The organism is Helicobacter sp. UBA3407, assembly GCF_949747025.1.
GTDB classification, from domain to species: domain Bacteria; phylum Campylobacterota; class Campylobacteria; order Campylobacterales; family Helicobacteraceae; genus Helicobacter_D; species Helicobacter_D ganmani.
The window spans coordinates 1-23,007 of the sequence record NZ_CATKCB010000154.1 but is presented as its reverse complement, the minus strand read 5'-3'; the positions used below and the strand labels follow the sequence as shown (position 1 = coordinate 23,007).

General features: G+C 36.2%; 20 protein-coding genes, 1 tRNA gene and 2 pseudogenes. 18 read left to right on the top strand and 5 right to left on the bottom strand.

The window, feature by feature from the left end:
* Positions 1-392: 392 nt before the first annotated feature.
* A tRNA-Phe gene (locus Q1553_RS05690) sits at positions 393-468 on the bottom strand.
* A 99-nt stretch (positions 469-567) separates the two neighbouring features.
* Positions 568-1,500: a hypothetical protein gene (locus tag Q1553_RS05685; protein ID WP_115551830.1), complete on the bottom strand. Its 933-nt coding sequence runs from the start codon at positions 1,498-1,500 to the stop codon at positions 568-570.
* 125 nt (positions 1,501-1,625) lie between these two features.
* On the opposite strand from Q1553_RS05685, the gene panC reads away from it, so the two are divergent.
* The 11 genes and pseudogenes from panC (at position 1,626) to Q1553_RS05630 (ending at position 15,093) form a co-directional block, all read left to right on the top strand.
* Complete coding sequence (panC, locus tag Q1553_RS05680; RefSeq protein WP_300842803.1) at positions 1,626-2,471, top strand: pantoate--beta-alanine ligase; 846 nt, start codon at positions 1,626-1,628, stop codon at positions 2,469-2,471.
* 81 nt (positions 2,472-2,552) lie between these two features.
* A complete protein-coding gene (locus tag Q1553_RS05675) occupies positions 2,553-4,241 on the top strand; it encodes an ABC transporter ATP-binding protein (protein WP_297578362.1) in 1,689 nt (562 codons plus the stop codon).
* Between the two features lie 166 nt (positions 4,242-4,407).
* A pseudogene (locus Q1553_RS05670) lies at positions 4,408-4,747 on the top strand (molybdopterin-dependent oxidoreductase); the annotation flags it as partial.
* 278 nt (positions 4,748-5,025) lie between these two features.
* Positions 5,026-6,021, top strand: a complete 996-nt coding sequence (locus Q1553_RS05665; protein ID WP_297578360.1) for a glycosyltransferase family 2 protein — start codon at positions 5,026-5,028, stop codon at positions 6,019-6,021.
* A 4-nt stretch (positions 6,022-6,025) separates the two neighbouring features.
* On the top strand, positions 6,026-7,234 hold the full coding sequence (locus Q1553_RS05660) for a glycosyltransferase (RefSeq protein WP_300706422.1): 1,209 nt from the start codon (positions 6,026-6,028) through the stop codon (positions 7,232-7,234).
* A 9-nt stretch (positions 7,235-7,243) separates the two neighbouring features.
* Complete coding sequence (locus tag Q1553_RS05655; protein WP_297600211.1) at positions 7,244-8,398, top strand: glycosyltransferase; 1,155 nt, start codon at positions 7,244-7,246, stop codon at positions 8,396-8,398.
* A gap of 9 nt (positions 8,399-8,407) precedes the next feature.
* Positions 8,408-8,914: a class I SAM-dependent methyltransferase gene (locus tag Q1553_RS05650; RefSeq protein ID WP_300842802.1), complete on the top strand. Its 507-nt coding sequence runs from the start codon at positions 8,408-8,410 to the stop codon at positions 8,912-8,914.
* Positions 8,889-9,869: a methyltransferase regulatory domain-containing protein gene (locus tag Q1553_RS05645; protein ID WP_298495974.1), complete on the top strand. Its 981-nt coding sequence runs from the start codon at positions 8,889-8,891 to the stop codon at positions 9,867-9,869. Before Q1553_RS05650 ends, Q1553_RS05645 begins: the two co-directional genes overlap by 26 nt.
* A 32-nt stretch (positions 9,870-9,901) precedes the next feature.
* Positions 9,902-10,525: an HAD family hydrolase gene (locus tag Q1553_RS05640; RefSeq protein WP_115551822.1), complete on the top strand. Its 624-nt coding sequence runs from the start codon at positions 9,902-9,904 to the stop codon at positions 10,523-10,525.
* A gap of 85 nt (positions 10,526-10,610) precedes the next feature.
* Positions 10,611-11,891 carry an MFS transporter gene (locus Q1553_RS05635; RefSeq protein WP_300668379.1) on the top strand — a complete coding sequence of 427 codons (1,281 nt, stop codon included), beginning with the start codon at positions 10,611-10,613 and terminating at the stop codon, positions 11,889-11,891.
* An 85-nt stretch (positions 11,892-11,976) separates the two neighbouring features.
* Positions 11,977-15,093 carry a multidrug efflux RND transporter permease subunit gene (locus tag Q1553_RS05630; RefSeq protein ID WP_115551821.1) on the top strand — a complete coding sequence of 1,039 codons (3,117 nt, stop codon included), beginning with the start codon at positions 11,977-11,979 and terminating at the stop codon, positions 15,091-15,093.
* 118 nt (positions 15,094-15,211) lie between these two features.
* On the opposite strand, the gene Q1553_RS05625 is transcribed toward Q1553_RS05630, so the two are convergent.
* Positions 15,212-16,426 (bottom strand): argininosuccinate synthase, encoded by a 1,215-nt coding sequence (locus Q1553_RS05625; RefSeq protein WP_297578349.1) that lies wholly within the window; start codon positions 16,424-16,426, stop codon positions 15,212-15,214.
* A gap of 84 nt (positions 16,427-16,510) precedes the next feature.
* Here Q1553_RS05625 and Q1553_RS05620 point away from each other — a divergent pair, with 84 nt between their 5' ends.
* The 6 genes from Q1553_RS05620 (at position 16,511) to Q1553_RS05595 (ending at position 21,611) form a co-directional block, all read left to right on the top strand.
* Positions 16,511-16,762, top strand: coding sequence for an RNA-binding S4 domain-containing protein (locus Q1553_RS05620; protein WP_115551819.1), 252 nt, complete (start codon positions 16,511-16,513; stop codon positions 16,760-16,762).
* 4 nt (positions 16,763-16,766) lie between these two features.
* Positions 16,767-17,342 carry a purine-nucleoside phosphorylase gene (locus Q1553_RS05615; protein WP_300691986.1) on the top strand — a complete coding sequence of 192 codons (576 nt, stop codon included), beginning with the start codon at positions 16,767-16,769 and terminating at the stop codon, positions 17,340-17,342.
* Positions 17,339-18,427: a 23S rRNA (adenine(2503)-C(2))-methyltransferase RlmN gene (gene rlmN, locus Q1553_RS05610; RefSeq protein WP_297578343.1), complete on the top strand. Its 1,089-nt coding sequence runs from the start codon at positions 17,339-17,341 to the stop codon at positions 18,425-18,427. The genes Q1553_RS05615 and rlmN overlap by 4 nt, the downstream gene beginning before the upstream one ends.
* 410 nt (positions 18,428-18,837) lie before the next feature.
* The gene (ilvC, locus tag Q1553_RS05605; RefSeq protein ID WP_115551817.1) at positions 18,838-19,863 is read left to right on the top strand and encodes a ketol-acid reductoisomerase; all 1,026 of its coding nucleotides are present in this window, start codon (positions 18,838-18,840) and stop codon (positions 19,861-19,863) included.
* Positions 19,864-19,978: 115 nt separating this feature from the next.
* On the top strand, positions 19,979-21,115 hold the full coding sequence (locus Q1553_RS05600; protein ID WP_300668371.1) for a DUF2157 domain-containing protein: 1,137 nt from the start codon (positions 19,979-19,981) through the stop codon (positions 21,113-21,115).
* Positions 21,108-21,611 (top strand): GDYXXLXY domain-containing protein, encoded by a 504-nt coding sequence (locus Q1553_RS05595; RefSeq protein WP_300668369.1) that lies wholly within the window; start codon positions 21,108-21,110, stop codon positions 21,609-21,611. Before Q1553_RS05600 ends, Q1553_RS05595 begins: the two co-directional genes overlap by 8 nt.
* A 150-nt stretch (positions 21,612-21,761) precedes the next feature.
* On the opposite strand, the gene Q1553_RS05590 is transcribed toward Q1553_RS05595, so the two are convergent.
* Together Q1553_RS05590 and Q1553_RS05585 are read right to left on the bottom strand one after the other, a co-directional pair.
* The gene (locus Q1553_RS05590; protein ID WP_300842801.1) at positions 21,762-22,205 is read right to left on the bottom strand and encodes a hypothetical protein; all 444 of its coding nucleotides are present in this window, start codon (positions 22,203-22,205) and stop codon (positions 21,762-21,764) included.
* On the bottom strand, positions 22,186-22,362 hold the full coding sequence (locus Q1553_RS05585) for a hypothetical protein (RefSeq protein WP_181881651.1): 177 nt from the start codon (positions 22,360-22,362) through the stop codon (positions 22,186-22,188). Before Q1553_RS05585 ends, Q1553_RS05590 begins: the two co-directional genes overlap by 20 nt.
* Positions 22,363-22,801: 439 nt before the next feature.
* On the opposite strand from Q1553_RS05585, the pseudogene Q1553_RS05580 reads away from it, so the two are divergent.
* Positions 22,802-23,007: pseudogene (locus tag Q1553_RS05580) on the top strand (Na/Pi cotransporter family protein); the annotation flags it as partial.

Sequence of the window (23,007 nt, the reverse complement as noted above, 5' to 3'; positions counted from 1 at the left end):
TATATATTGTGATTAGAAATGCCCTCTACCTAAAATCCACAATATCAATCTTACCCTTTAAACTTTTACTAGCGCAGATTTTGCATTGTAGAAAGTGAGAGGATGAGGAATCTAAATGGAAGAAGATATAAAAACCAACCCAAAAGAGGATTGGCTAGTTGGGTTTAAACATTTTATCTTATTGAATGTTCTTCGCGGACGGGGGGGATATCCGCAATGAAGAAACATTACACCAAAAAGTGCAATCGGCATTTTACTCATAAATTATAAAATTAAAATAAAATTTTGCAAATTTTGATAAAAAATAAAATAATTTTTATTCATTATCGTTTGATAAGTTTAGGGAAAGAAATAAAACTAAAATATAATGTGGAAAGCCTAAAAGTAATAAGTGGTGGCTCGAGGCGGAATCGAACCACCGACACGGAGATTTTCAGTCTCCTGCTCTACCGACTGAGCTATCGAGCCACTTAAAGCGGAGTTGTAATTCTATCTTAAAATTTTTAATAACAACTTAAATCCTAACTCCAACATAAAATCTGTTGATACAATTTATCACAAATAAAGTTATCCTAATTTTTTCATCAAATAGGCTTGCATACCTTTCGCGCTACAAAATGCACGCACATTTTCATAACCATAAAAAAATGCGAGCTTAAAAAATTCCTCAATTGCATATTCGTTTGCCTTTTCTACTAGAATCATTCCTCCACTTCCCAATCTTTTGTGTAAAGATAAAAAATCTTTTTTACAGCGGAGATTCCAAGCTGTTTCATCTTCTACAAAAGCGCTCATTAGTTGTTCTTTGCTGATGTTGTGAAACCACATTTTTAATAGGTTTTTACTGAAATATTCGCGCACATTGAAGCGATAGGGAGCATAATGTGCCAATTTTACTTTTGTTCCTTTTAAAATCTCATCTAGCTCTTTTTCATCGTGCAAAAATTCTGGGGCGGATTTGTGCAAAAGCAAAAGCCTCATAGGATCCACTTCACTAAAACTAATTTTATATTTTTTTAAAATAAAATCTTTTATGTCAATGTATTCAAGCTCTTCTAGTTCTCCCTTGCTTGTTTTTGGCATTCTAAGCGCTTCCGCGCTTAAGTATTTAATCCATAGATTAATCGCATCTTTTGGCTCACTATCTAAAAATAAACGAATTGCCATTGCTTCATTATAGGTTCTAGGGTGAAGAAATTTTTTCACTCCACAATCTGGAAAATCTCCTACTACCTTAATTTCACTCAAGCGAGTTTTGATTCCGGCTAAACTTGGATAAAAAAAGTCAGCTTCAAAATTAATTCTTACTAACGGGTTGTTATCATAGATTAAACATTGACGCTCATTAATTGCTAGTTCAAATACAAAGTTATCCGCACTCATATAAGGCAGAATCACTTTGTCTCCGGGCTTGGTATAAGTTGAAATGATTTTTTCGCTTAAACCTAAAAAATCCCAATCAGAAATCTTGACCAATTCTTTTAGTTTTTGTGATGGCACATCAAAACCTTCTTAAGAATAAATTTTTATTAAGATTTTAGCATATTTCTATGTTTTTTTATTTATTTTTTAACTCTCTCATCGCATAATTCGCGCTTCATTTCCTAAGAATTTAAAGGAATCGTATGCAAATATTCACCACTACGCAAGATTTGCGCACCTTTATCTGTCAATTTAAATCTCAAAATCCTCAAAAAACAATCGGCTTAGTTCCGACAATGGGAGCTTTACATAAAGGGCATTTATCCCTGATAGAAGCAAGTCTTACAGTCTGTGATTGCACTATTGTTTCTATTTTTGTCAATCCAACACAATTTGGAGAAAACGAGGATTTTAATCAATATCCTCGCAAAAAAGAAGCTGATTTGCACATTTGTGCTAAAGCGGGTGTAGAGATTGTCTTTATGCCCGAAGTTTCCCAAATGTATCCGTTAGATTCCACCTTGCAAACAACTTTCAACGCTCCTGCAGCAATGGCAAATGTGCTAGAGGGCAAAACGCGACAAGGACACTTTAATGGCGTGCTTCAAGTTGTTTTAAAGCTTTTCAATCTCGTGCGTCCGGACAAGGCATTTTTTGGGCGTAAGGACGCGCAACAATTACTCATTATTCAAAAAATGGTGCAGGATTTATTTTTACCTTTAGAGATTGTGCCTTGTCCTATTGTCCGTAACGAAGAAGGGCTAGCATTAAGCTCACGCAATGCGTATTTAAGTCCAAGCGGAATCACACAGGCTTTACGAATTTCAGCTTCTTTAAATGCCGTAACTAAAGCAATTATGCGCGGCATTAAAGATTCTTATGGGTTAAAAAGAATTGCTTTAGAGGTGCTAGAGGGATTAGAGGTAGAATATCTTGTCATTGTCAATCACGAATTACAAAATATAGAGCAAATTCAAAAAAATTCTACCTTGATTCTCGTTGTAGTGCGAATTGAAGGGATTCGCTTATTAGATAATTTATGGTTTTAATTTTGCCTCTTATTGGGATTCTGCTCTTTAAGGCACAAATTGGTAAAATAATGCCATTTATTCTTTAAAGTCTCATAGGTTATGTTTTCAAAACTTAGATTTATCCTATCGCACCAAGACCAACATTACATTTATGGAATGCTACTACTCTCCTTGTTGGTGTCCTTAATTGAACTCATTGGAATCTCTGCAATCGCTCCTTTTATCGCTGTGGCAAGTGATTTTAGCTTAATTGAAAGTAAAACTTATTTTGCCTTTGTTTATCATTTTTTACATTTTGATTCTCCTTATGAATTTGTTTTGTGTTTTGGCATTGTTTTATTGGTGTTTTATGTCTTCCGTAGTTTGATTAATCTCCTCTATCAACATCTTTTAGCGCGTTTTACCTTTGGACGCTATCATTTGATTGTGGAGAGATTGTTTAGGAATTATTTGGACATTAATTATGAGGATTTCATTACAAAAAATACAAGCCATTTAACCAAAACCATTACAACAGAAGCACATAATTTTACTATCTTACTTGCTGCTTTTTTGTTTATGACTTCCGAAGTTTTCGTTGTGCTTTTAATTTATGGCACTTTATTATTTGTGGATTTCAAAATTACGCTTGGCTTGACCTTCGTCTTAGCGATTTTGGGATTCCTTCTAGCACGAGGAATTGCATTAAAAATCAAAAAGCAAGGACGAGAAAAGGAATCGCATCAAAAAACTTTTTTTGAAACACTTAGCTCAAGTTTTGGGAATTACAAAATCATCAAACTTCAAAGTGATTCCGACTCCATTTGGCGGAATTTTTCAAACTCTTTAGAGGGATATTCTTTGGCGAATATCAAAAATCAAACTTTTTTTCATATTCCGCGCTTGAGCTTGGAAGCACTTGGCTTTTGTATGATGATTCTTGTTGTGTTATATTTGTTAATTCAAAACCCCAACAATGTAACAGGTTATTTGCCCTTATTGTCTATGTATGTGTTAGCACTCTATCGCCTTTTGCCCTCTATCAACCGCATTTTGGATTCTTACAATAAGATTCTTTTTAATTTTCGCTCCTTAGAAATCATTTATCAAGACTTAAAAATGCAAACCCAAGATTTAGGGGAAGAAGAAGTCAAATTTGAACGAGAAATTAGACTAGAAAAGCTCTCTTTTGGCTATCAACAAAAATGCGTGTTACAAGAAATCAATCTTACCATTTGCAAGGGAGAAAAAGTCGCGTTTATCGGAGAATCAGGAAGTGGAAAAAGCACTTTAGTAGATTGCATCATTGGCTTGCTTTGTCCTCAAAATGGTGGTATTTGGATAGATGATGTTAAACTAGAGAAAACAAATCTAAAAAGTTGGCGCAAAAAGATAGGCTATATTCCACAAAATGTTTATTTATTTAGTGGAAATGTAGCGGACAATGTCGCCTTTGGAAGAGAATTGGATAAAGAAAAAATTATCTCTTGTCTAAAAAGTGCCAAAATTTATGAGTTTTTGCAAACCAAAGAGGGCTTAGAAACACAAGTAGGGGATGGCGGAATCGCACTAAGCGGGGGGCAAAAACAACGCATTGCGATTGCGCGCGCACTCTATGGAGAACCAGAGATTCTTGTGTTAGATGAAGCTACAAGCGCGCTAGATACAGAAGTGGAAGCAAGAATTATGGAAGAAATTTATAAGATTGCAAAGGACAAAACCTTGCTTATCATCGCACACCGCTTAAGCACGATTGAACATTGCGATTCTATCTATCGCCTACAAAATGGCACTTTGAAGCTAGTTTAGGCTTTGACTGCACTTAATGCAACAAGTTGATTGCTCTAAGATTCTACCAAACTTCAAATAAATCTTAATCTTAAATTTATATATATTTGAATCCATATAACTAAAAGTTATATAATCCACAACTTAATTATTTATTTGGGGTGCAGACCCTCTTAACACACTAAGAATCTTTTGGACGCCAACAGAAAAATGGCGGACATCGTAATCCTTACAACAAGCTCTTATGAGAGAGATGACTTGACGATGGCGGGAGATTATTCTAATATGCAAATTGTGTTGATGAAATAGGCAGTAGAGCCTTTTGAAGGGAGTCGTGATGATTATGTGATTTTCTCTGACTTGTGCAGAGAGTATGGCGAGAAAGTGTATAATGCCTATACCAAGAATGGCAAAAGTGCGAAAGATTTTATCAAAAAATATTACAAAGTTCCTTGCGCCAAACACACTCCTATGGTAGTGAGTTTGCTACGCCAATGCCAAGCTTTGATGAATTTTTGAAGAAAAATACACAAGAGAATTACCTGAAATTAGCGCATTTGGTGAGCCAAAAATCAAAGATTAATTTAGAATCCCACAAGGATAAGCCAATATTTTGCTTATCCTTGTAGTTTAGGATTCATCTTATTGTTTTTGATTCCTTGTTTTTAACTCTCATTATTTCTTAATAAAATTAAAATGTGCTTTTGGTAAAATTAAAATTTGAATAAAAAGTGTAAAATAACAAAGGTAAATGTTGTGTTTTGGTGTTTTTAGCCGATATTGCAAACAAAAAGGAGATTGGGTAATGGAAAATTTCAAAGAATTTAACATCAAAGACCTACCACAAGAATTTAGCGAAAAACTCCTTAGTGAGATTCCAGATAACCCAAATTTCCCAAAAGTTAGCGTGATTTTGACAACTTACAATCGTGAATATTTTTTTACAGAATCCATTGAAAGCATTTTAGACCAAGATTATCCTAACTTAGAAATTATCGTAAGTGATGATGGTTCAGAGGACAACACCTTTAGCATTGCAAGCGAATATGCAAAAGATAATCCCCATATCAAAGTTGTGCGCAACGCAAGAACGCGTGGAAGTGCAGGGAATCGCAACAATGGTTTAGATTATGCAAGTGGCGAACTTTTATTGCTTTTAGATGATGATGATTTATTATTTAAAGAAGCTATTTCGCAAATGGTAGAAGTCTATTTGCGCTTTGATAAACAATATGGTATTATCATCGCAAATTGCACAAGAAGTGATGACGGATTCCTCTCAGGACAAGGACTAGACGAATCGCGTGAAATTAGTTTCCAAGAAGTGCTTGCGGGGTGTTTAGACGGAGAGTTTGTAACTTTGTTTGAGCGCAAACTACTTGGACAGAGGAGATTTAATGAAAATTTACAAAGAGGCAATATGGGGCTTTTATGGCTAAAACTCCACAAACAGCGTCCGTGCTATTATATTCATAAGCCTTTGAAATTTTATAGAATCCACGCAGAATCTCTCACGCAGAGCTTGAAATATAAGCCTTTGGAAATGGTAAAAAATTATGAGCAAGATATTTTGCTTTTTTATAAAGAACGTTTGAAATATTGTCCCGCACATTTAGCTAAGCTCTGTGCCACAGCAGCATTACTTTACCGACAAGGAGGGAACCGCAAAAAGGCATTTAAAAAGATTCTACAAAGTCTAGCAATCTATCCAAATTGGCTTGCATTGCAGGTTTTTGCTTGTCTTTTTTTGCCTATTTCTTTCTTGCCAAAACTAAAAATTCGTCAGAGGGTAGAGAAATAATTCAATGAAAAAAATTAAAATCTTATTAGCAATTCGGTCTTTAAATTTTGGTGGAGCGGAGAGGCAATGGGTGCTTCTTGCGCAAGAGCTCGCCAAGCGTTCGGAGGTAGATTTGCGTCTTTGCACGCTTTATGGTGGCGGACGCCTAGAATATGAAATTACAGGGATTCCACATATTTGTTTGCATAAGAAAGGGCGCAAAGATATTGGATTTTTGTTGCGCTATCGTAAAGTGATTAAAGATTTCCGACCGGATTGTATTTATGCCTTTATGCCTGAAATGAATATTTTTAGCCTTTTTTGTGGTGCATTTTTGGGCGCAAAAGTAGTTTTTGGATTCCGTTCAAGTGCGATTAATTTAAACAATCTCTCCCTTGCTTCTAAGCTATATTTTTATACACAGAAACTCTTAAGTCGTTTTGCTGATGCAATTCTTTGTAATTCCTATGATGCACTTAGCTTTTATCAAAAAAAGGGCTATTATATGAAAAAAGCATTAGTGGTTTATAATGGGATTGATACGACGCGATTCCACCCTAGAGAGATTACAAGATTCAAAAAAGAACTTGGAATTCAAGAGGACGCATTTGTTTTTGGAATCGTCGCACGAATGGATAAAGTCAAAGATTATCCGCTTTTTGCACGCACTGCAAAGGAAATGATAGAATATTCTAGAACACAACAAGGTGTAGAGGTTACTTTCATCTCTCTTGGAAAATGCGAAGAAAAAATCCTAAAAGACTGCCTAAAGATTCTAGGGGATACACAACGCAATGTCCTATTTTTAGGAGCAAAAAATGATGTGGAAGCCTATTATCCACTTTTTGATTGTATCCTTTCTACTTCTTATACGGAAAGTTTTTCAAACTCTATTGCGGAGGGAATGGCGTGTGGTTGTGTGCCAATCGTAAGTGATGTGGGTGAGAGTAAAGTTATTGCGGATTTTGGACAAAATGCCTATGCGTTTCTTTTCCCTCCAAAAGACGATAAAAGCGCGTTAGAATGCCTAAAATCTCTCTACACCTTGCAGCATTCAGACAAGCTAGAATCCCTCAAAGCACAATCGCGTGCGCAGATTGTAGAAAAATTTAGCGTAGATTCTATGGTTTGCACAACTTTAAAGATTCTGACTTCTCTTGCGCAATCTGTTAGTATAGAAATTTTAAAAGTAGAATTGCACAACAACAATGAGACAAAATCTCCAAAGGATTAAGTTGTTACGATGAAACTTGTGATTTTGCTTTATTCTTTGGGGGCTGGAGGAGCGGAACGCATTACCTCACTTTTGTTGGAGAATCTGGCAAAGGAATATACAATCACGCTTGTTTTGCTGGAGGATATTCAGCATTATCCTCTAAATGTGCAAAAAATCATTTTGGGGCGGAATCGCACCACAGAAAGCGGGCTTAAAAAACTCCTCAAACTTCCTTTGCTTGCATTCAAATATCGCAAAATTATTCAAGATTGCGAGATTTCACTTTCTTTGATGACACGTCCAAACTATATTAATATTCTAGCAGGTATGCTTTGCAAATTAACACGCAAAAGCCCTAAAATCTTAATTTGTGAGCGAAGCTATCCAAGCAAGCAATATGGTTATTCCAATCTTTCCTCTACGATAAATCGCAAGTTGATTACATTGCTTTACAACAAAGCAGATAAAATCAGTGCAAATTCTCCACAAAATCTCGCGGACTTGGTAGAAAATTTTGGAATCGCACAAAAGAAAATCACCTTGCTTTTAAACTTTTTTGATTTAAACAAAATCAATGCACAAAGTCGTGAGGATTCCACATTAAAGGAGCAAATCTTGTCAAGCAAAGCGCGTGGGAGATTTGCTTTTGTCAGTATTGGGCGACTAGATAGCGGTAAAAATCATCGCTTGCTTGTGGATTGTATGCAATACTTTAAGGACAAGGCGGATTTGTTTATCTTTGGCGAGGGAGAGAAAAGAAACGAGCTAGAAGCACAGATTTTGAGCTTGGGTTTAGAATCTTGTGTGCATTTGCTCGGACGCACTCCAAACCCTTACGCGCCTTTGAGCGTTGCAGATTGTTTCGTGTTTGCTTCCAATCACGAGGGTTTTCCTAATGTGCTTGTAGAATCCCTCGCACTTGGGATTCCACTTTTGACAACTGATTGTGCGCCCAAAGAGATTTTAGAGCCACTTGGCGAATTTATAGACAATCAAAAGCATTGTGAAATTTGCAAAGGAGGCATTCTTGTCCCCCTTAATGACAAAGAGGCTTTTAGCGAAGCTATGCGCTTTATTTATGCGCAACCCCATTTTTTCTCTCCAAGCAATCTCCAATCTCAAGCACGTAAATTTGCCATAGAATCGCAACTACCGCACTATAAGCAATGGATTTTTGAATAAGGAAACACAATGGAATCCTATGGATACGCTACGGAACTAGAATATGTAGATGACTTTATTCCTGCGCTTAATCCTCTATGGATAGATTTTTCTTTGACTTTAGCGGGGGTGGAATGTCCAAAACCGCAAGGAAAATTCCGCTATCTTGAGCTAGGGTTTGGGTTGGGAAATAGCCTTACGCTTCACGCAAGTTGCAGTGAGGGAGAGTTTATGGGGAATGATTTTATTCCCGCACATTGCCAACACGCACAAAAATTTATTGCTGCTTCACAAAGTTGCGCGCAAGTGTATGAAGAGGACTTTTTGGGGTTTTACAAGCGATTATTGCAAGAGAATCGCAAGTTTGACTATATTATTTTACACGGCGTTTGGAGCTGGGTGTCGCGAGAAAATCAAGAGGTTATTTTCGAAATTATTAACCATTGTTTAGATTTGGGGGGTCGTTTATGTAAGCTACAATGTTTTTCCGGGCTGGGAGGGGAAATATTCCTTGCGACACTTGCTAAAAACCTATGAAAGCAATGCGAGCGGTAACCAAGAAAAAAGAATTCAACAAACGATTTCTTGGGCGAAAGACTTTTTTGCTTCCTCTTCGCTTTATGCACAGCAAAATCCCCGCACACAAGAGATTTATCAAGAATTGCAGACAAGAGAAATTAATTATTTATGCCACGAATTTTTTAACAAAGATTGGCATTGCTTGTTTTTTAGCCAAATGGCAGAATCTATGCGCCAAATATCGTGTGAATTTAGCACAAGTGCAAAGTTAATGTGGCATTTTGACCCACAAACTTTTAGCGCACAGCAAAAAGTATTATTGGCAGAGGCTAGGGATTCTATCTTGCAAGAACAGCTCAAAGATTATTGGATTAACGAATCCTTTAGAATGGATTGCTTTGTGCGAGGCAAAAGGAATCTGACGCAACAGGAGCGCACAAAGCGACTTTTGCAAACCCATTTTGTGCTGTTAAAATCTCCTTTTGGATTCCAAAATCTCCCTGAAACACCGCTAGAATTTCAAACCCTCTGTCAGAAAATTTTAGATTTTTTTGCCAAAGATTCTTACCAACCAAAAACTCTGCAAAGTCTCGTGCAAAACTTCGGACTTGAAATGGAGTTTTTGTTGCCTATCGTTTGTGCAATGATGACACAAGGATTCTTACACCCCGCGCAAGCATACTCACACAGAATCTCAACACAAGCAAAAGCCCATAATCAAGTGCTTTTCTCGCAAAAGCCTAAAAACACGGGACTTTTTCTCGCCTCTGCAAGCATTGGTGGAGGAATTTTTTTAGACACGATAACTTGGAATTGCCTAAAAGGCTATATTCAAGGAAACTACAAAAAAGAATCACTAGCAGAATTTGTAAAGTGCGAGATTCCAAATTTGCCCAAAGAATCTTTGGAAAATTTAGTAGAACGATTCTTAAGAGATATTCCACTTTATCAAGTGTTGGGGATTTTGGATTAAAGAGGAATGGATATGAGTTTATGGAGGAATGAATGATAAATGTTATTTTTGATATGGACGGGACATTGATAGATAGTGAAAATGCGATTTATGAAGCCATTAATGCAATTAGAGCAGACAAAAATCTTCCTGCACTTCCACAAGAAACAATGCAGCACGCAATTCATACGCCAAATCTTAATTGTGCAAAAATCTTTTATGGTATTGAGAATTTTCCGCATAAAAGCTACAAGGTTGGTTTTGAATCTTATTTTGGCAAACACTATGAGCAAAGTGCAGTTTTGTTTGCGGGGATACGCGAAATGCTTCAAACCTGCAAAAAAAGAAATTACTTTCTAGCCCTTGCTTCCAATGCTCCACAACAAGGGTTAAAGCCGATTTTACAAAGGCATAAAATAGACCAATATTTTGATTCTATTATTGGCACAAACGATACAATAGAATCCAAACCCAATCCGATGATGATTTATCTTATCTTACAAAATGCTCCCTTTGCCAAGTCCATATTTGTTGGGAATTGTCTCAAAGACGAGGGAGCGGCAAGAAATGCAAAGATTCCTTATCTCCAAGCTAAATGGGGAGAAAATGCACTAAAAGACAATGAATTTGCTAGCGCAGAAGAATTGCTAGAGAAATTGAAAAAATACGAGGATTAAAACTTTTTATTTTTTATGCTTTTTCCTCTTGACAAACACCAAGTGTAATGGTTTATAATACTAGGTTTATCAATAAAGGATAAAAATGCGCGCATTTATCTACAAACTCTTTAGTCTCAAAGACGGAGAATTTAAGCTTCTAGTCCTCTCTTGCGGGTTTATTTTTATGCTCTTTAGCTCCTATGCGATTTTGCGTCCTATGCGCGATGCTTTGGGACTAGAGGGAGGACAAGAGGAGCTAAAATGGCTCTTTTTGGCGACTTTTATTGCTTGTATCCTTGCATCTTTGCTCCTGATGTGGCTAAGCACCAAAATCAAAAGGAGATTCTACGCCGATTGCGTCTTTATCTTTTTTGCGCTCAATCTGCTTATTTTTTATGCATTAATGCAGATTTTCAAGCCACACACCGCAGAATTTATCTGGCTTTCTCGCGTGTTTTATGTGTGGATTAGCGTTTTTAATCTCTTTGCTTTCTCTTCTGCTTGGAGCTTGCTCACCGATGTCTTTAACAAAGAGGAAAGCACAAGGCTTTTTGGTATCATCTCCGCAGGGGCAAGTCTTGGAAGCATTGCAGGGGCAAGCAGTGTGAGTATTTTAGTCGCAAATTTTGGTGTGGCAAATCTCGTCTTTCTCTCCATTGCTTTGCTTTTTATCGGTATTATACTAAAGAATCTCATTTTGCGCGAGTTAAAATACTTTGAAAATGTAGAATCGTTGGAGAGATTCAATCAAGTGATTGGCTCAAAGAACCCTTTTATTGGCTTTAAACTCATCATCGCTTCCAAATACCTGCTCGCACTCTGCGCCTTTATCCTTTTACTCACGAGCGTTTCTACCTTTTTGTATATGGAGCAAGCAAGAATCATTCGTGAAGTTTTTCCTACACGCGAGGCAAGAATTGCGGCATTTGCAAACATTGACCTTATCGTGCAGATTTCAGCTTTATTTATCCAAATCTTTTTAACCGCAAAAATAGTGAAGTTTTTGGGCATTACTTATCTTTTAAGCACGCTTGGTTTCGTCATCACACTAGGATTCATTGTCCTTAGCTTCACGCACCCTGCGTTTTTGCCTTTGGCTGTCGTGATGAGTATCCGCCGTGTAGGCGAATACGCACTCGTTAAGCCCGGACGCGAAATGCTGTTTGTGCCGCTGGACGCAGATTCTAAATACAAAGTCAAAAACTTCTTTGACACGGTTGTATATCGCGGAGGAGACGCGCTCTCAGCCCAAGCAGAAAGCTTGCTTGCAAACGTAGGGATTCTATGCGTACTTTTGTGCGGTGCTGCAATTTCTTTTGTTTGGGGCATATTGGGCGTATTTTTGGGAAAAAGTTATAAAAAAACCAATTATGATTCTTTATAATAAATTCACATTTGCCTCACGCTTTTATGCTAGAATGTTGCGGTTAAAAATGCAAAGAATTATTATAGAATCCTAAGGAAAATTGATGTTTTCAAAGTTTTTTATCAACCGCCCCGCATTCTCCGCAGTAATTTCTATTATCATCGTTATTGCTGGGCTTTTATGCCTTTTTAATCTTCCCATAGAACAATATCCCAAACTTGTTCCAACACAAATTGTTGTGAGTGCAAACTATCCCGGAGCAAGTGCAGAAACGATTTCTACAAATGTTGCGAGCATTTTAGAAAATAGCATTAATGGCGTGGAGGGAATGATTTATATCCAAACCTCTACTACGAGTAGTGGCACAATGAATTTGAGCGTTTTTTTTAATAATAATGCCGACCCAGATATGGCTGTTGTCAATGTCAATAACCGCGTGCAGGCTGTTCTTAGCCAACTTCCTAGTGAAGTGCAAAGACTTGGCGTAACCGTGCGCAAACGCTCCACTGCTGTAATTGGAATGTATCATATTTATTCAGATAATCCCAATCATTCACAACTTGATATAGCAAACTACGCACTTTTAAATGTTGTAGATGAGCTCAAGCGTATTAGCGGAATCGGAGATGTTGATTTGTGGGGACGCTCGGATTATGCAATGCGCATATGGTTATTACCAGATAAGCTCAATTTTTTTAATCTTGCACCTTTAGAGGTGATTGATAAGATTCAAGAGCAAAATTCTCAATTTGCTCCGGGCAAGCTTGGAGTTGAGCCTATTGAAAGGAGCGAATTTGCTTACACAATCGTAACAAAAGGATTATTTTCTAGCACAGAAGAGTTTGAAAACATTATTCTTAAAGCAAATCCTGATGGCTCTATGCTACGACTAAAAGATGTCGCAAGGGTGGAACTTGGTGCGCAAGAATATCTCACCTCCTATTTTTACAATTCCACTCCCTCTGTTCCGATTCGTATTACATTGCAGCCGGGAGCAAATATTCTTGATGTCGCGGACAATGTCCAAAAAACAATGGAACGATTATCACAAAAATTTCCTGAAGGCATTAAATACTCTAATCCTTTTCGCCCCACAGAGTTTATCGTGCAATCTATGAAAGAAGTTGTAAAAACCTTTTTTGAAGCAATTGTTCTTGTTGTCTTAATTATTTATCTTTTTTTAGGAAATTGGCGCGCAACGATTATTCCTTGCATTGCGATACCTGTTTCATTAATTGGCACTTTTATCGGATTATATCTTTTTGGCTTTACGATTAATCTCCTTACGCTTTTTGGACTAATTCTTGCGATTGGAATCGTAGTAGATGACGCAATTATTGTGATTGAAAATGTAGAGCGCATTATGCACCAAGAGCATTTAAACGCCAAAGAAGCTACGATTCGTTCTATGCAAGAGATTACTGCCCCTGTAGTTGCGATTGTCTTGGTTTTAAGTGCGGTCTTTATTCCTGTTGCGTTTATGGGAGGATTTAGCGGGGAAATCTACCGACAATTTGCGATTACAATCGTGATTTCAGTCGTGATTTCGGGTTGCGTTGCCCTCACCCTCACACCAAGTCTTTGCGCAATGTATCTTAAACCAACAAAGGCAAAGCCCCTTTATCTTATTGCCAAATTTGATGAGTTTTTTGAGAAACTCACATTGAAATTTTCCCAACAAGTGGCGAAGGTTCTCAAAAGAGGACTGCTTTTTCTTTGTCTATTGATTGCTATGCTCTTTGTAACTTATGACCTTTTCCAAAGAACGCCGCATTCGCTTGTCCCAGCAGAAGATATGGGAATTGTTAATATTCATACGATTCTACCAGATGGTGCAGCACTCTCACGCACAACACAAGTGCAAAAAGACCTGATTGCTACTTTAGAAAGCAATCCTCTTGTAGCTGAAATGACTACCATTGTTGGATATAGTTTTCTTTCAGGAGGATTCAAAAGCAGTGATGGCGTGGGATTCTATAGACTTATTGATTGGAGTGAGCGCACAGATAAAGATAAAAGCGATAGGGCATTTATTGCAAACATCACTAAAGAACTACAAAAATATCCCGATGCGCGTTTTATTGCCACGCAAGCACCAACTATTATTGGGCTTGATTCAAGTGGTGTAAATATTTATGTGCAAAGCAAGGAGGGTGGAAGCCTAGAGGAACTCAAAAAATACACTGATTTAATGGTGCAAGAAGCACTTAAACGCAAAGAGATTCGTAATGCCTTTACTAGCATTGCTGTGAATACTCCTCAAGTCTCTGTGTATTTAGATAGAGAAAAAGCAGCTGCACTCAATGTCAATATTTATGATATTTTTCGCACAATGCAGGTAACTTTTGGAAGCTATTATGTGAATAACTTTGAGCTTTTCAATCGCACATTTCGCGTGATTGCACAATCTGAACAAGATTATCGGCAATCCCCAGAGGATTTGAGTAGTGTTTTTGTCAAATCGCAAGATGGTAATTTTGTCCCTTTGAGCACGCTTTTAAGCTTCCAATACACCACAGGTGCGGAAATTGTCAATCGCTTTAATCTTTTTCCTGCAGCCCAACTGATTGGTTATTCTAATGAAGGTTATTCTAGTGGTGATACCATAGCAGCAATAGAAGAAATTGCCGCAAAGATTCTTCCGCAAGGCTATGACATTGCTTACGCAGGTTCAACCTATCAAGAAAAGGCAAGTCAATCTAGTGGCGCAACAGCTTTTATTTTTGGGCTTGTCTTTGTTTTTTTGATTCTTGTTGCGCAGTATGAACGTTGGCTTATGCCACTATGTGTTCTTAGTGCTGTGCCTTTCGCGCTCTTTGGAGCAATTCTTGCAACTTTTTTAAGAGGATTAGAAAACGATATTTATTTTCAAGTTGGATTGCTTGTCCTTATCGCGCTTGCAGCAAAAAATGCAATCTTAATTGTAGAATTTGCTATGCAGCTTAGAGAACACGAGGGGAAAAGCATTATAGAAGCCGCTATTGGTGCAGCAAGATTGCGATTCCGCCCAATCGTTATGACCTCACTCGCCTTTAGTATGGGAGTTTTACCATTGGCAGTAAGTAGCGGAGCGGGGGCATTAAGCCGACATTCCATCGCCACTGGCGTGCTTGGTGGAATGCTTGCTGCGACTTTTTTAGCAGTTTTCTTTATTCCACTCTTTTATATGTATCTTGCAACTTTTAGCGAATGGATACAGAAAAAATATAAAAACAATTGACAAATTAATATTTTAATCAATATTATTTATTATTTTAATTTTAACTATATGAATTTTTTATGATTCTTGCGTGCGGTGAGATTTTACTCAAACCGCACAAGTAGCACTTTTGCTGTAATTACTTACGCGTTTTACCCGAAATAATGAATCGTAGAGCATTGAGTTTGATAAATCCCTCTGCATCACTTTGGTTATAGACAGAATCTTCCTCAAAAGTGCTATATGCGGCATTGAAGAGGGAATTTTTGGATTCTCTTCCTAGCACAATCACATTGCCTTTATAAAGCTCTAATCGCACAATACCCTCAACTTTTTGCTGTGTTTTATCAATCAACGCTTGCAATGCTTCGCGCTCTGGACTAAACCAATAACCATTATAGATTAGGCTAGCGTATTTTGGCATTATCTCATCTTTTAAGTGTGCTTCTTCTCTATCAAGGCAGAGCGATTCCATTGCACGATGAGCTTTGAGATAAATTGTTCCCCCCGGAGTTTCATAACAACCACGTGATTTCATTCCTACATAACGATTTTCTACTAAATCCAAACGCCCGATTCCATGACGACAACCTAGTTCATTCAATTTAGCCCAAAAATTTGCCGGGCTTAACTTTTCTCCATTGATTGCGATTCCATCACCATTTTTAAACTCAATACTAATCACTTCTGATTCATTGGGTGCATCTTTAGGGGAAACGCTCCAACGCCACATATCTTCTTCAGGAGCGACATTTGGATTTTCCAAAATCTGTCCCTCATAACTAATATGCAACAAATTTGCGTCCATAGAATAAGGAGATTTATTTGCCTTTTTTTCAATTTGAATCCCCGCAGATTCTGCGTATTCTAATAATTTTTCACGACTATTTAAATCCCATTCTCTCCAAGGAGCAATAACTTTAATGTCTGGATTTAGAGCATACGCACCGATTTCAAAACGCACTTGATCATTACCTTTGCCTGTTGCTCCGTGTGAGATTGCGTCTGCACCAACTTGTTTTGCAATTTCTACCAAATGTTTTGCAATCAAGGGACGAGCAATACTTGTCCCTAGCAAATATTCACCCTCATAAATGGAGTTTGCACGAAACATCGGGAAAACAAAATCTCGGATAAACTCTTCGCGCAAATCTTTGATAAAAATGTTTTCGGGCTTGATTCCTAACTTCTGTGCCTTAGCTCGTGCAGGCTCTACCTCCTCACCTTGCCCGATATCCGCTGTAAAAGTTATGACTTCACAATGATAATTATCCCCGAGCCATTTTAGAATCACACTTGTATCCAAACCGCCACTATAAGCAAGCACAACTTTTTTGATATTTTTCTTATTCATTTTCACTCCTTAAAAATTTTGTGGTATTATAGCAACAATTTAATATTCTTTTGGCTACAATTTTGCAAATTTTAAGGATAAAATATGCGTATAGATAAATTTCTGAATGCAGTGAATATTACAAAAAAACGCTCCATTGCACAAGATATGCTCACAAGCGGTGTTATCAAAATTGATGGAATTCCCATAAAAGCAAGCCGCAATATAAAAACAGGTGATGTCATTGAAATAGACTATTTGGAAAAGCCGCGATTCTATCAAGTTCTTCAAATCCCAGAACAAAAAACGATTAAAAAGAATGAATCGCATTTATACTACAAAGAAATACAGGAATAAGACAATGATTTATTGCGCAGGCAAAATGGAAGCTTTTTCTTTTGCTAAAAGTATTGGTGTGGGGCTAGTAGAATCTGCAATTAATTTGACACGTTCTATTTTATATGATAGACCAGAGGAAATTACTTTTGTTGGCACTTGTGGTGCTTATATGGAATCCATTCCTTTGCTTGAAATTTTTGAAACACAAAGTGCTACAAATATAGAATTGTCTTTTTTGCAAAAACAGTGTTACACTCCTTTAAATAATTTTTTAACGAATGTTTCATGTGAAACAATGACAAAAAACTCCAATGATATTTTGTCTCAAAATTTAAAAATTGTTAATTCTAGCAATTATATTACAACGGATTCCACGCTTGCTAAACATTTGGTAAAGCTTGGAATCACTTATGAGAATATGGAATTTTTTAGTATTTTACAAGTTGCGAAAGCATTTGAGCTCCCTGTGATTGGAATCTTTTGTGTTACAAATCATACACATTCGGAAGCACAAAAAGAATTTTTTGCCAATCACAAAGCAGCAATAAAAAGACTAGAATCCTACATTTATTCCAAATCAACGAATTTTCATCAATGATTAAAAACACAATGAATCTTTCAGCTCAAACAAGCAAACAAAATATCTTTGATTTGACTTTGGAAGAATTAGGCATAAATTTAGAACAAGCAGGATTCCAAAAATTTCGTGCAAAACAGATTTATCATTGGCTTTATACACATTATGAAACCAACTTTGACGCAATGAATAATCTGCCAAAAGACTTAAAAATTTATTTAAATGAATATTTTACTAGTCAAAACATCAGCATAAATAAAAAAGAGCAGAGCCAAGACGGAAGCATAAAATACCTCTTTGCGACACAGGACAATCTAACTTATGAAGCAGTATTTTTAAAAATGAAAGAAGATAAATTCACTCTTTGCCTTTCTTCACAAATCGGTTGCAAAGTTGGTTGCAGTTTTTGCTTGACTGCAAAGGGAGGATTTGTGCGAAATTTAACAGCTGGGGAAATTGTTTATCAAGTTGTTGCAATCAAAAAAGACCAAAATTTGCCAAACAATAAAGCAATCAATATCGTATATATGGGTATGGGAGAACCGCTAGATAATCTGGCAAATGTTACGCAATGTATCCATATTTTAAGTGAATTAGACGGCTTAAATATTTCTGTGCGCAGGCAAACAATTTCTACAAGCGGAATTGCTCCAAAAATCAAAAAACTAGGCATGCTCAATTTAGGAGTGCAACTTGCAATCTCTCTACACGCAGTAAGTGATGAGTTGCGCACACAACTAATGCCCATCAACAAAGCCTATAATATCCAAGCAATTATTGACGAAATAGCAGCTTTTCCGATAGATAGTCGCAAACGCATAATGTTTGAATATCTAATGATAGATGGAATAAACGATAGTTTAGAAAACGCAAAAAAACTTGTCGCGCTTTTGAATAAAATCAAAGCAAAAGTTAATTTAATTTATTTTAATCCCCATAAAGGCAGTCCATATCAAAGACCACAACGAGAAAAAGTAGAAGCATTCCGAGAATTTTTACTCAAAAAGGGTTTATTCTGCACCATTAGGGAATCCAAAGGCTTAGATATTAGTGCTGCGTGCGGACAACTACGAGAACGCGAAATTAATCAAAAAGGGGAAATATGAGCCTACTAGACATTATAATGATTGTATTTTTAGTTATTGTATTTGTTATAGGAATGGGAGCATTTCTATATTATGCTTACAAAAAATAATTTATTATGGTAAATTTTTGATTTAAACCCTCAACGAAACCAATAAAATACTTTCAAAAGCAAAATCAAAAGCAACACCAAAAACAAAGAAAAAGAAAGCATCACTTCTAAATCCTTTATAAATAATTTTGCGATTATAACATTTTCTCCGCCACGGATTATAGACATAATAATAAATAAAATACAAAAAATAATTATAATAAAAAAATTTATTAAAATATATATTATACCAAAGCCAATGAGTTCTACTCGGCAAAGTATCTGCTAAGGAAAAATGCAATATAATCACAAATCTTACATTTCACTTAAAAAGAGGAAACAATGGCATTAAAAGTTTATTACGACAAAGACTGCGATTTAGGACTTATCAAAAAGAAAAAAGTTGCAATTATTGGCTTTGGCTCTCAAGGACACGCACACGCGGAAAACTTGCGTGATTCTGGCGTAGAAGTAGCAATCGGACTTTATAAAGGCGGCAAAAGCTGGGCAAAAGCGGAAGCCAAAAACTTTAAAGTATTGGAAGTAAGCGAAGCGACAAAATGGGCAGACTTGGTAATGATTCTAATCCCCGATGAATTGCAAGCCGATATATTTACGCGCGATATTGAACCAAATTTAAATGAAGATCAAATTATTGCGTTTGGACACGGATTTAATGTGCATTTTGGACAAATCAAAGCACCAAAAGGTGTAGGTGTTATTATGATTGCACCCAAAGCACCCGGACACACCGTGCGCAGTGAGTTTGTCAAAGGTGGGGGAATCCCTGATTTGATTGCAGTAGAACAAGATACAAGCAAAGGCGATGCAAAAGCAATCGCATTAAGTTATGCAAGTGCAATCGGTGGCGGACGCAGTGGAATCATTGAAACGACTTTCAAAGACGAAACAGAAACTGACTTATTCGGCGAACAAGCTGTGCTTTGCGGTGGAGTCTCTAGCTTGGTGCAAGCTGGATTTGAAACACTCGTTGAGGCTGGATATCCTGAAGAAATGGCATATTTTGAATGCTTGCATGAACTTAAACTCATCGTGGATTTAATCTATCAAGGCGGTTTAGCGGATATGCGCTATTCTATTTCAAACACAGCTGAATATGGCGATATGGTAAGCGGTCCGCGCGTTATCAATGACGAATCCAAAAAGGCAATGCGTGCGATTCTAAAAGATATTCAGGGAGGTAAATTTGCAAAAGACTTTATCCTAGAGCGCAAAGCAGGTTATGCAAGAATGAATGCGGAGCGCAAAAATTTAGCAAATCACCCAATTGAGAAAGTCGGCACAAGACTTCGCGAAATGATGCCTTGGATTTCTGCTGGCAAACTTGTAGATAAAACCAAAAACTAACCAATATTTTTTATGTTTGCAACTTTTTGCAAACATAAAATTTATGCCACGAAAATCTTTAATAATTTCACTCTTAACATTTAATAAGATTTATTATTATACTTAAGGATTTAAATTGTTTTTCAACAAAAAATCTTTTCTAAAATCTGAAATCATTAAACTTGCCAATGAGGGTTTTATCAACAAAGAGCAAGAAAAAGCAATTTTTGGTTTTTATCATTTTGATGAAAATTCGGATTTTCCTCTTTTAATCACTTTGGCTTTTGTATTCATAGGGCTTTCTCTTTTGACGCTTGTCGCTTATAATTGGGAACAGATTCCAAATATTCTTAAGACATTTTTGCTTCTTGCCACACTTTTTGCCACGCATTTGGGAATATTTTACTCCAAAAATTCCATATTCCAACAAGGTTTTGGAATCCTAAGTGGTTTTGTTTTACTTGCAAATATTGCTCTACTTTCGCAAATCTATCATCTTGGTGAGGATACTGCATTAGCTTTTTTAAGCGTTGGCTGTGTTGTCTTGTTTCTTGCCCTTATTTTAAAGTCTTTTTCTGTCTTTATCACAGGCTACCTATTGACAAGCGTATGGTATTTTTTAAGTTTTGACAATCACTCCATTCATTTATTTATTTGTCTCATTTTGCTTGGGATTATAGTGCAAAGCGGAATCCTCTTTTGTCTTTCTTTAAATGCTGCAAGATTCCTTGCTTTTTTGAATTTTGTGTTTTTAAACTTATATCTATACAACTTTCAGGGGAATAATTTAAATTTATCCACCCTTGCGTGGCTTTCTTTAATTATTTTAGGTTTTCATCTCAAGTCCTACCAATCTTACGCCTTTTTTGCCCTAGCTTTGACCTTCATTGCTCTAAGTTATGATGCAAACCATTTATTCTTATCAATCTCCTCTATCTCTCTATCTGCCTTATTGATTTTATTGGGTGCAATCAATCTGTATTTCAAACACTATTTTTTAGGCATTTTGACAATAAGTCTTTTATTGATTGGTAATTATTCCAATTTATATCCAACAAACGCAATAATTCTTAAAGGATTTTATTCATTCTTTACTTTTTTATTAGGCATTCATTTCATCAAAGAAAATCATAAAATTTTGGGATTACTTACTTTTTCGTTATTGATAGTGATTCGTTATTTAGATTTATTGGGAGATTATATTGGTGCAAGTGTAGTATTCTTGTGCTTTGGATTGGGATTACTTCTTTTTGCAAGGAGAAAAAATGCTTAGGACAAAATGGCTTTTTCTTGCGTGTGCATTGCAATTTATTCTGATTGGAGCAATGTTTGTTTCTGCTTATTTACCAATCTATTTTGGCACAGAAGTGAAAGTCATTGCCAAAGGATACGACCCTAGAGATTTACTTTCAGGAGATTTCGTATGGCTAGATTATGGGGTAAAGCTTAAAAAATCTATGTATGCGGAGATTCCATTGAATGCAGAGGTTTTCGTATGTCTTGAAAGAGTAGATAAAGGAAATTTTATCTTTAAAGAGATTCTAACTAAACCACCCAAAAATCAACTTTATATCAAAACAAAAGCCCCCAAAAGTTACTTTTCGCGCCTTTCTTTAGGAAGAAACATAGAAAAATACTTCGCTACAAAAGAAAAGGCGCAAGAAATTCAAAATCTCCTTGCCAAACCCAACAATCAAGCGATTGTAACCTTGAAAGTCTTCAGAGGCAAGGCAAGAATTGTGGATTTAAAGGTAGAATCCAAACAATAATTAACGCTTGATAATTATTGCATTACCACAGCAGCAAGAATATTAAAGGGATTGCACTCTACTTCTTCCTCTCAAACACCAAAAGGACGCATATCCAAGACGCTTAAGAGCAAGCCCATATTGCCCCTGAAATGCTTTCTGACGCTATTATTAAAGATTTTCTAAATGCTTCGGTGCAGATTCCAAATCCGCGTCCTCTGGCTTAAATTTAGGGTGATAGACGATTGGAATCTGAAAAAGAACAACTTTAAAAACTGCACCCTCTGTGTATTTGCTACTCTTTTTATCCACACCTGCACTTTTCAGCCTTTTGATTTGCTCAAATGCTTTTTTTATGAGAATGTTACAAGATTTACCAAATTCCCATTTAACATTACCAATATTTAACCATAGTTTTTTGGATTCTATATAGGCTTCAAATTTAAAATCTTTTTCTGCACACCAAAAATCCATTTTATCCTGCTTTTCAGATTCTCCTTTAATTTTTGTTTTATATTTGATAGGATTCTCGCTAAAAACATAAGACGTCAGGGAATACAACGCATAACCTATACTCGCATAGGCGTTTTTCTCCTCAAACATCATTGGAAACAATTCCAAGCCCTTTTTGCGCTTCAAGATTCGCCGCAAACGCTTGCTCGCAAAACTTTACACAAAAGGGCTTAAATAAGCTTTCATTCTGAAAACTATTGGATTTACAATATGAATCCAACAACCAAATTTTTACATTTTTAAGTAATTCATAAGGCATATTCACTCCTTTTGTGAAAAACTAAACTTTTTCTTTGTATTACTTGAGAATAAAACTTACATTAAATTAATCTAAGGAATTATTATTTTATAAGTATATACTATAATTTCCTAATTAGAAATCATAAGAAAATTCTATATATTCCTTGAAAAATATGCTTTTCAAGGAATCTTATGCCAAAGTAAGATAGCCATTATTTTTTCGTTCCAAACTCTCCCAATGAGACATTACGAGGATTCCACAAATTATAGATTGTTTTGACCATCTACGTTTCCTTGCGACGACACAACAAGAAATGCAATTACAAGAGAAAACATATAACACAATCATTTTATATTTCTTTTTATTATTTAGATTTAAGCTTATATTAATTTAATAATAATCGTCGTAAAATAACTTTTTACTTTTTCTCAAACGCAAACAATTTCAAGGAAAGATTATGCGAAATATTATATTGCTTCTTGTTTTTGGTATTTTAGGGTATTTATTCTATGAGTCTAGTTCTTTTTTGGGTGCAAGTTCTGGAATCGCAATTTTCCTATTTGGAGTAATGTGTCTCAAAAATGGATTTAGTAACTTTAGCACTTTTATTGAAAGAGTGTTAAAAAAATGGGCAAATACTGCCTCAAAAAGCCTAATTTTTGG